Here is an 8,997-nt window from a genome sequence, read left to right as displayed (position 1 = left end):
GTGCTGACTTACCCGGAGACTCAGCCTTGTATGCTGTTTCTGTTCGTCGGCTCATAGCTTTGCACTCCGGCTTCCTTCGGACGGTCCCTCGCGGTTCCGCCCTTGCCTTCGGCTAGTACTTGTGTCAATGTACTCGACATTGACAGGATTCATATACAGGGGACTTTCACCCCATAAGTTCACGCCCGTGCCGGGCGTACACCAGCTAATCCACCGGACGGCTTATAGCCGCCGGTGATCAGCACGTCAGGCGTAAAACTTGACATTATATGCATAAAATGTTATTTATATGCATAAGGAGGTCAATTATGAGAACTACACTTGATATACCGGAAGATTTAATTAATGAGGCTATGAAAACTACTCATATTAATACAAAAACCAAGGTAATTATTACCGCTTTAGAGGGATTGATCAGGAAATCAAAGATTGCCGATTTGAAAAAATTTAAAGGAACGGTGGATTTGGACATTGATCTGGACGTCATTAGGGAGCGTCAATGTCGGTAATAGTCGATACATCTGTGTGGATTGAATATTTCAGGAGTGGGAATAATTCAGCAAAACTCGATTTCCTAATTGATGAAGACCTCATTGTTATTAATGATCTTATACTTGCAGAATTAGTTCCGTCTTTGAAAGTTCACAATCAAAGAAAGATTGTAAAATTATTGTATACTGTTAAAAAGTTATATTTACTCATCAACTGGGACCAAATTATCGAGTTCCAATTCAAATGTTTGAAAAATGGTTTAAATGGGATCGGCATTTCTGATCTAATAGTTGCCCAAAACGCGAAACAAAATCGCTGTGAAATTTATTCGTTTGATAACCATTTTAGACTTATGAAAGACATTCTTGAACTACATCTATTGGATTAAAAATGGCCCTCGCCGAACCTCAGCTTTGAGTAGGATGTTCATTCCGCTGTGCTTCATTCGCACCTCTCAAGCTGACCGTTAGGGCAATAAAATTAATACCAAAATCACCGAGTTATAAGGTATAATGGCAGCAAATATGTAAAGGGGTTAGTCATGAATAAGGAATATACAGCGATAATAAAGCAGGAAGGTGATTGGTGGATTGGCTGGATTGAGGAAGTGCCCGGTGTTAACTGTCAAGAACCAACCCATGATGAATTAATATCAAGTCTTCAGATTACCTTAAAAGAAGCTCTTGAATTTAACCGTCAAGATGCGCTTGCAGCAGTAGGAGCGGGATATAAGGAAGAAACAATCGCCATATGAAACGCAATGACCTGCTGAAGTATTTGCGATCACAAGGATGTGAATTTCTTAGAGAGGGTGGCAGTCATTCGTGGTGGTGGAATCCGACTCAAAACAAACGGTCATCTGTGCCTCGGCATACGGAAATCAATAATAATCTCGCAAGAAAAATATGCAAAGACCTTGGCATAAAATCACTTAAGTAAGCCCTAAGCGGGTAACCGGGGGAGGCTGGGCCTTGTATTGATTGACAATAAGTATTTAAACGGCCTTTGACATCCCATTAAGAAAAGCTTATACAAAACGACGTCTGCTTTGCCTTTTCAGTGGATTGTGTCACTAAACAATAAACGGGAGATATTCATGAATGAAACACACGTGGCCTTAATGATCCGTAACCGTATTCAGAACTATGGTGAAAGAACCGCGCTGCGTTACAAAGAAAGCGGGCAGTGGAATGATATCTCCTGGAATGCCATGGGTGATCAGATACAGGCGGTATCAAAGGGACTCCTTGAATTTGATGTTACGGCAGGAGATAATGTTGCCCTTTTTTCTCAGAATAGTCCGGATTGGACCATTACCGACTACGGTATCCTGACCGTCCGGGGAGTATCCGTACCCATTTATCCGACATCTTCGGCAAAACAGGCCGAGTACATTATTAACGAAGCGGAAATCAAGATCATTTTTGTCGGCGCCCAAGACCAGTATGATAAAGTAAAAACTTTTGCAGATTCATCCCCATATCTTAAGAAAATCATTGTATTCGACAGCAACGTCAAACTGGACGGCAACAATACCGCTGTGTATTTTAAGGATTTCCTCGATCTGGGAAGGAAGTCCGGCAGAGATGCCGAGGTAGAAGAGCGTCTGAACAATGCTTCCATCGATGATCTTGCCACCATAATCTACACATCCGGAACTACCGGTGAACCTAAAGGCGTCATGCTCCATCACTCCACTTTCTATTATTGCTTTATCGCTAATAAGAAACGCCTTGATGTCAGTGATCAGGATGTGTCCCTTTGTTTTCTTCCTCTGAGCCACGTTTTTGAGAGGGCATGGTGCTATTTTGCTGCCGAAAACGGCATGATCATCAACTACTGTGACGACATATCAAGAATTATCGAATACATGAAAGAAGTAAGACCCACCGTCATGTGTGCCGTCCCCCGATTCTATGAAAAAATCTACTCTGCGATTTTTGATAAATTGGAAAGCGCACCTCCGTCGAAAAAGAAGCTCTTCAAATGGGCCATCAAGGTTGGCGAACAGGCATACCTGAGGGAAAAAGAAAAAATGATGATACCTCCCAGCCTCAAACTAAAACATCTGATTGCCGACAGGCTCGTCTTAAAAAAGATCAGAGAGATTGTGGGCGGCCGAATCCGATTGTTCCCCTGTGCCGGTGCTCCTCTTTCAAAAGAAATTGAGGAATTTTTTCATTCAGCGGGGATATTTATTGCCTATGGATACGGGCTGACAGAAACCTGTGCAACAGTAACCGTCCATGATAAATACCATTTCAGGCCCGGAACCGTTGGTAAACCTCTGGATGGGGTTTATGTCAAGATCGCCGGCAATGGCGAGATACTCGTCAAAGGCCCTACAGTTACGAAGGGCTACTATAAGAAACCGGAGGCAACGGCTGAATCATTTGAAGACGGCTGGTTCAAGACGGGGGACGTTGGTATTTTGGAGGAAGGTTATCTTACTATTACAGACCGGATCAAGGACCTTATGAAGACATCGGGCGGTAAATACATTGCTCCACAGCTCGTTGAAACCATGATCGGCAAAGATTACTACATCGATCAGATAGCGATTATCGGGGACGCCAGAAAATTTGTGTCCGCGATTATTGTGCCCGCGTTTGACGCCTTGGAAGAGTATGCCAAAACCCATAATATTGCGTATTCTTCGCGGGAAGACCTGGTCAAAAATCAGGCTATCATTCAATTCTATCAGAAGCGCATTGATGAAAATTCTAAAGACCTTGCCGGTCACGAACAGATCAAGAAATTTATTCTGCTCTCCAGCCCCTTCACGCAAGAAGCCGGAGAGATGACACCGACAATGAAACTGAAGAGAAAGGTGGTTAACGATAAATATAAAGATATTATTGATGCCCTGTACACGGAAAAATAACCAGCCATCATTTTCTCGTTGTTTCCATTATACCGTTTTATAACCCAGTACAACACAAGGGAAAATACAAATTTTCAGACAGCAGAAAACCGTCTTTTTTTATGACATGAATTGTTGTACCTGGAAGGTGGGGTACAATTCATTTTCTCTCACAATAATAGGTCAAGGTCTTCAATCAAATTGTACAGGACTATTAAAGTACATAGGTGGCATGTTACTTGCTGAAATTTCCATACATTTGACATATCCCAAAGAGGTCTATTTACCTATGAATGCAATGCAACGATTCCGTATCATTCTGGCAGGAGGCTTAATACCGTTTTTCTTTTTATTTGTGTATCCCTTCAACGCATATTCAGAAGAACTTGCCGATGAAGAATTAGGCTTTATGGAGATCGAAGACGTTTTTACTGCCTCCAAACGTTTGCAGGGCATTCGGGATGCCCCCGCATCCATTACAATAATAACCGATGAAGACATCAAGAAATACGGTCACCGCAATCTCACTGATGTGGTTAAAAATGTAAGAAGCTTCTATACTTACTCTGACCGGAACTATGACTACATTGGCGTACGCGGATTCGCCCGGCTTGGTGATTACGGCAACCGTGTATTGCAGCTCGTGGACGGGCACACGTATAACGATAATATCTACGGGAGTTTTTCCATGGGGGAGGCCTTCGGGGTTGACATGGATGTGGTGAAAAAAATTGAATTCGTCCGCGGGCCGGGTTCATCCCTTTATGGTAGTAATGCCGTCCTCGGAACTGTCAATATTTTAACAAAAAAAGGCAAAGAAATTGACGGATTGTATACAAAAGCAGAGACAATGAGCTACAACACCTATACGGGCGGTTTAGTTTATGGAAAAGAATTCGAAAATGATGTTGATCTGATCTTCTCCCTTAGTTTATTGGACAGCAAAGGTCAGGATCATTACTATGCAGAGTTCGACTCTCCTCCAACCTCAAACGGATGGGCAAGAAATGCCGATGGAGAAAAAGCGAAGAAATTTTTTCTGAAAGCAAGTTATCATGATTTTTCTTTTCTCGCCAACATCGGCTGGAGAGAAAAATCGATCCCAACTGCGAGCTTTGACACCATCTTCAATGACAATCGATTCAAGACAGTAGATGAGCGAGATTTTGCAGAGATTAAATGGGAGCACAGCCTTGACGACAACAGGCGCGTGATGACCAGAGTCTATTACGACCGATATTACTACGAGGGAGATTATCCATATGACTACCCTCCCATTACCATCAATAAGGATAAGGCCCTGGGCCAGTGGATAGGAACAGAATTGAACTATTCCCATAAGATTGCATCCTCCTCTTTATTGATAGGTGGTGAAGTGTTGCGCCACATGGAAGCCAAGCAGAAAAACTATGATGTTGATCCACAAGTTATCTATGTTGACGATAATCGTTCTTTCACAACGTGGTCTTCATATCTGCAAGATGAGATGGATATAAGTTCACATTTACGTCTCATAGCCGGACTCAGATATGATCATTATTCGACTTTCGGAGAACACCTGAGTCCCAGGGTGGGTTTTATTTTAAAGCCGGTGAAAGAAAGTACGGTAAAACTGCTTTATGGTCAAGCCTTCAGAGCACCGAATGTATATGAACTTTACTATCAGTTCATAACACCGAGTGCCAGTACGTATAAAGCAAATCCTGATCTTAAGCCGGAGCTTCTCCACACCTATGAAGCCGTATGGGAGCAGGAACTAAGTACTATTCTGAAGTCAACAGTTTCGGCTTTCCGCTACGAGATCAAGGATCTCATCACGCAAGTACAGAACCCGGATGATGCATCCCTTCAGTTTCAGAATACAGATCGGGTCAAAGGTAATGGCTTAGAAATGGGCATAGAAATGATCTGGCCTGATGTCCTTAAAGGGCAGATCAGCTACACATATCAAGAGACAAAGGATGATGTTACCGGACAATGGTTGGTCAATTCTCCCCGCCATCTTGTTAAGACGGGAGTAACTCTTCCATTTTTTAGAGATAATTACAATCTTGGCGCCCAATGCAGATATATGAGCCAAAGATTAAATCGCGACAGAGAGTCTGTTAGTGAATCTATCGTTGCCGATCTCACTATATCTGCCCAAAATATGGTGAAAGGTCTCGGTATGTCTTTCGGTATTTATAATGTATTTGACGAAAATTACTCCGATCCCGTTTCGATTGATCACACTCAAAGGAACATAAGGCAGGATGGAAGAAACTATCGTTTCAAGATAGATTATTTATTTTAAACGCTTTCAAATATTTGCATGTCTATAGCGAAACGCATTATTCTAATATTTTTGATTATTCTTATATCTTCTTCGACTTACGCCGGGGAATTTAAGGTTGCAGTCGTCAAAAGTGATGGTCTGCTTCCCTATGATGAGGTCATTGCAGGATTCAGGGCCGAACTGCAAGGGCAGAGCATCCGCTTGATCTTTGTCGATGGCGTGGATAACCGGTCCACGTTGGCCGCGAAAATCTCTGCCATCCGACCTGCTGCCATTCTTTGTATAGGTACAAAGGCGCTGGAAAGCGTTTCGGATATAAAGAATATTCCTAAAATCTTTTGCCTCGTAACCCTTTCAAAGGCTTACACCCTTGTCAATAGACAGGATGTTTATGGTGTAGTCATTGATATCCCTCATGCAATACAATTTAAAATCATAAAAACCGCCTTTCCAAAAGTGAAACGCATCGGCGTCATCTACAACCCTGAACATAATCAGAAACTGATTGTCGAGGCGGAAAAGAGCGCACATGCCATGGGCTTTCGCCTGATCGCGATACAGGTTCATTCCATTAAAGCAATCCCTTCCGCCCTTCAGAAATTAGAAAACAGGATCGATCTTTTATGGTCCATCTACGACCAGACAGTGTATGGGCCCGAGACTGCCAAATATATCCTGCTATTTACACTGCGAAAGAATATCCCTTTTGTCGGTTTCTCACCCCAGTTCGCAAAGGCCGGCGCACTGTTGTCTCTTTATGGAGATCACAGGGATATGGGGCGTCAGGCAGCATTAATCGCTATAAAAATCCTCAACGACGAAATACCGGCCCCAAAAAGGACTGAACCCAGAAAGACAAGAATTGCTATTAATGAAAAGGTCGCAAAAGCTTTGGAAATATCACTTCCGGATTATTTTCTGAAAACGGCTGATAAAATTTACTAAGGGAAGAAAAGGCCTATATGAAACTAAGAAATCGAATGCCGCTCATCCGTTTACGACTAAAAGGAAAGATCATCCTGTACGGCATCATGATAATTGTTGTAATTGCCACCATTTTTACCTCCTATTTCATTATCACCGAAAAAAAAGCGTTCGAAAATGAGTTAAAAAACAGGGCTGCTTCTTTCGTCAGGAATCTTGCTTATAATTGTGAGTACCCTGTTCTCCTGGAAGATATACCAGCTATCAGAAAGTTAGCTACAGGTATGATAAACGATGAGGATGTATCGTTCATTGACATCCAGGACACAACAGGCAAAAAACTGTTAAGTATAGAAAAAGAAATTGTCCCGCGGGAAGGTGATGTTACAGTGCATCACATTCAAAAGGGAAATGATCAGACGGTTTTTTCTGAGCGCAGCGGATTTCTGTTCGTTTCTTTTCCCGTCTGGACACCTGTTGAAGAAGATTTGTTTCAAATTGCTGAATCAACCGGTACTCCGGAGAAACGGTCAATCGGAGAAATCACTGTGGGTTTTTCTCTGAACAGGACAAATGGACTTATCTATTCATCTGTCAAAAACACCCTGTTCCTCACAACAGTTATTACCGTTATAAGTATACTCTTCTTAATCATCGCATCAAACCGGTTAATACAGCCGCTGCAGATGTTAGTGGAAGGTACCCGGGAAGTTACGTCAGGTAATTTTTCCCACCGGGTTTCTGTGAACAGAACAGATGAAATGGGTGAACTGGCTGTTGCTTTTAATTCCATGACAGAAAATCTTGAAGACAACAAAAAATTTCAAGACTCCTACCATCAGATGCTGGAAGGAAAAATTCTTGAGAGAACAATGGAGTTGCTCGAACGAGAAGAGGCATTGAAAGAATCGGAAAGAAAGTATCGTACCATCTTTGAAAATACGGGAACGGCCATGGTAATTATTGAAGAAGATGGCATCCTATCACTTGTAAACACGGAATTTGAAAAACTAACCGGATATTTAAAGGAGGAAGTGGAAAACAAAAAGAATTGGATGGAATTCGTTGTAAAAGATGACTTACAAAAGATGAATATGTATCGAGCACTTCGGAAAACGAACCCGAATGCTGCCCCGAAACAATATGAGTTCCAAATTATTCATAAAAACGGACAAATTAAGGACTTATTTATCAACATCGACCTGATCCCGGGAACGAAAAAAAGTTTGGCATCTCTTATAGATATTACTGAACAGAAGAAACTTGCGGCTCAGCTTCTTCGTGCCCAGAAGATGGAAGCGATGGGCACCTTAGCAGGTGGTGTCGCTCATGATCTTAATAATGTCCTGGGAGTTCTTGTGGGCTACTCGGAACTGCTTCTCTTAGAAATCCCTGAGGGAAACCCCTTGAGAAGGCACGTAACACATATCTTGCAATCCAGCTTAAGAGCTGCCGCAATCATCCAGGACCTGCTCACCATGGCCAGAAGAGGTGTTGCCGTTTCAGAGGTTATTAATATGAATGATATCATTTCTGAATATCTCAAGACGCCGGAATTTGAGAAAATGATGTCCTTCCACAAACTGGTCAAGGTGAAAACTGACTGTGAAGAGAATCTTTTAAATATTATAGGTTCACCTTTACATTCGAGCAAGAGCATCATGAATCTTATCTCAAATGCCGCTGAGGCTATGCCCGATGGAGGTGTAATTACTGTTACCACATGTAACCGTTACTTAGATATTCCTATCAAGGGGTATGATACCATGGAGGAAGGGGATTACGTTGTGCTTTCCGTATCCGATACGGGAAAAGGAATTTCCCCCCAGGATATCAGCAGGATATTTGAGCCTTTTTACACAAAGAAGGTTATGGGGCGAAGTGGGACAGGCCTGGGACTGGCGATAGTCTGGGGAACGGTAAAAGATCATGGAGGATATATTGATGTCCAGAGTGAGGAGGGAAAAGGAACAACATTTTCCCTCTATTTCCCTGTCACGAGAAAGGAGTTACCCAAGGTTCAGCCGCCTGTCTCTGTTAATGAATATATGGGCAGGAGGGAGACACTTCTCGTGGTGGACGATGTGCAGGCACAAAGGGAGCTGGCGGTAGCCATGCTGAATAACCTGAATTATCAAGTGACATCTGTCTCAAGCGGTGAAGAGGCGGTGGAACACTTAAAAGCCAACAAGGCAGATCTCGTACTTCTCGATATGATCATGGATCCGGGCATCGACGGTTTGCAAACATACAAAAAAATTATCGAAATTACATCAAACCAGAAGGCGATTATCGTGAGCGGCTTTTCCGAAACAGACCGCGTTAAGGAAGCCCAGAAACTGGGAGCCGGCGCGTATGTCAGAAAACCCTACATTCGTGAGAAACTCGGGCTGGCGGTCCGGAGGGAACTGGATAAATGATTGCAAATGGCAGATAGAGCGCT

8 protein-coding genes are annotated in these 8,997 nt (G+C 42.7%); all 8 read left to right on the top strand.

Going from position 1 to position 8,997, the window contains the following annotated elements:
* Positions 1–308: 308 nt before the first annotated feature.
* The gene (locus NTW12_11500; GenBank protein ID MCX5846961.1) at positions 309–509 is read left to right on the top strand and encodes a type II toxin-antitoxin system VapB family antitoxin; all 201 of its coding nucleotides are present in this window, start codon (positions 309–311) and stop codon (positions 507–509) included.
* Positions 500–880, top strand: coding sequence for a PIN domain-containing protein (locus NTW12_11495; protein ID MCX5846960.1), 381 nt, complete (start codon positions 500–502; stop codon positions 878–880). Before NTW12_11500 ends, NTW12_11495 begins: the two co-directional genes overlap by 10 nt.
* Before the next feature lie 153 nt (positions 881–1,033).
* On the top strand, positions 1,034–1,246 hold the full coding sequence (locus NTW12_11490) for a type II toxin-antitoxin system HicB family antitoxin (protein ID MCX5846959.1): 213 nt from the start codon (positions 1,034–1,036) through the stop codon (positions 1,244–1,246).
* Complete coding sequence (locus NTW12_11485) at positions 1,243–1,431, top strand: type II toxin-antitoxin system HicA family toxin (protein ID MCX5846958.1); 189 nt, start codon at positions 1,243–1,245, stop codon at positions 1,429–1,431. The genes NTW12_11490 and NTW12_11485 overlap by 4 nt, the downstream gene beginning before the upstream one ends.
* A 157-nt stretch (positions 1,432–1,588) precedes the next feature.
* Positions 1,589–3,376, top strand: coding sequence for a long-chain fatty acid--CoA ligase (locus tag NTW12_11480; GenBank protein ID MCX5846957.1), 1,788 nt, complete (start codon positions 1,589–1,591; stop codon positions 3,374–3,376).
* A 268-nt stretch (positions 3,377–3,644) separates the two neighbouring features.
* Complete coding sequence (locus NTW12_11475; protein MCX5846956.1) at positions 3,645–5,648, top strand: TonB-dependent receptor; 2,004 nt, start codon at positions 3,645–3,647, stop codon at positions 5,646–5,648.
* 18 nt (positions 5,649–5,666) lie between these two features.
* Complete coding sequence (locus tag NTW12_11470) at positions 5,667–6,575, top strand: hypothetical protein (GenBank protein ID MCX5846955.1); 909 nt, start codon at positions 5,667–5,669, stop codon at positions 6,573–6,575.
* Positions 6,576–6,592: 17 nt separating this feature from the next.
* Entirely contained in the window at positions 6,593–8,974 is a 2,382-nt protein-coding gene (locus NTW12_11465) for a PAS domain S-box protein (GenBank protein MCX5846954.1), read from the top strand.
* Positions 8,975–8,997: the final 23 nt, after the last annotated feature.

Source organism: Deltaproteobacteria bacterium (assembly GCA_026388545.1).
Taxonomy (GTDB): Bacteria; Desulfobacterota; Syntrophia; order Syntrophales; family UBA2185; genus JAPLJS01.
The sequence above is the reverse complement of the archived record's forward strand: the minus strand, read 5'-3'. Positions and strand labels throughout refer to the sequence as shown.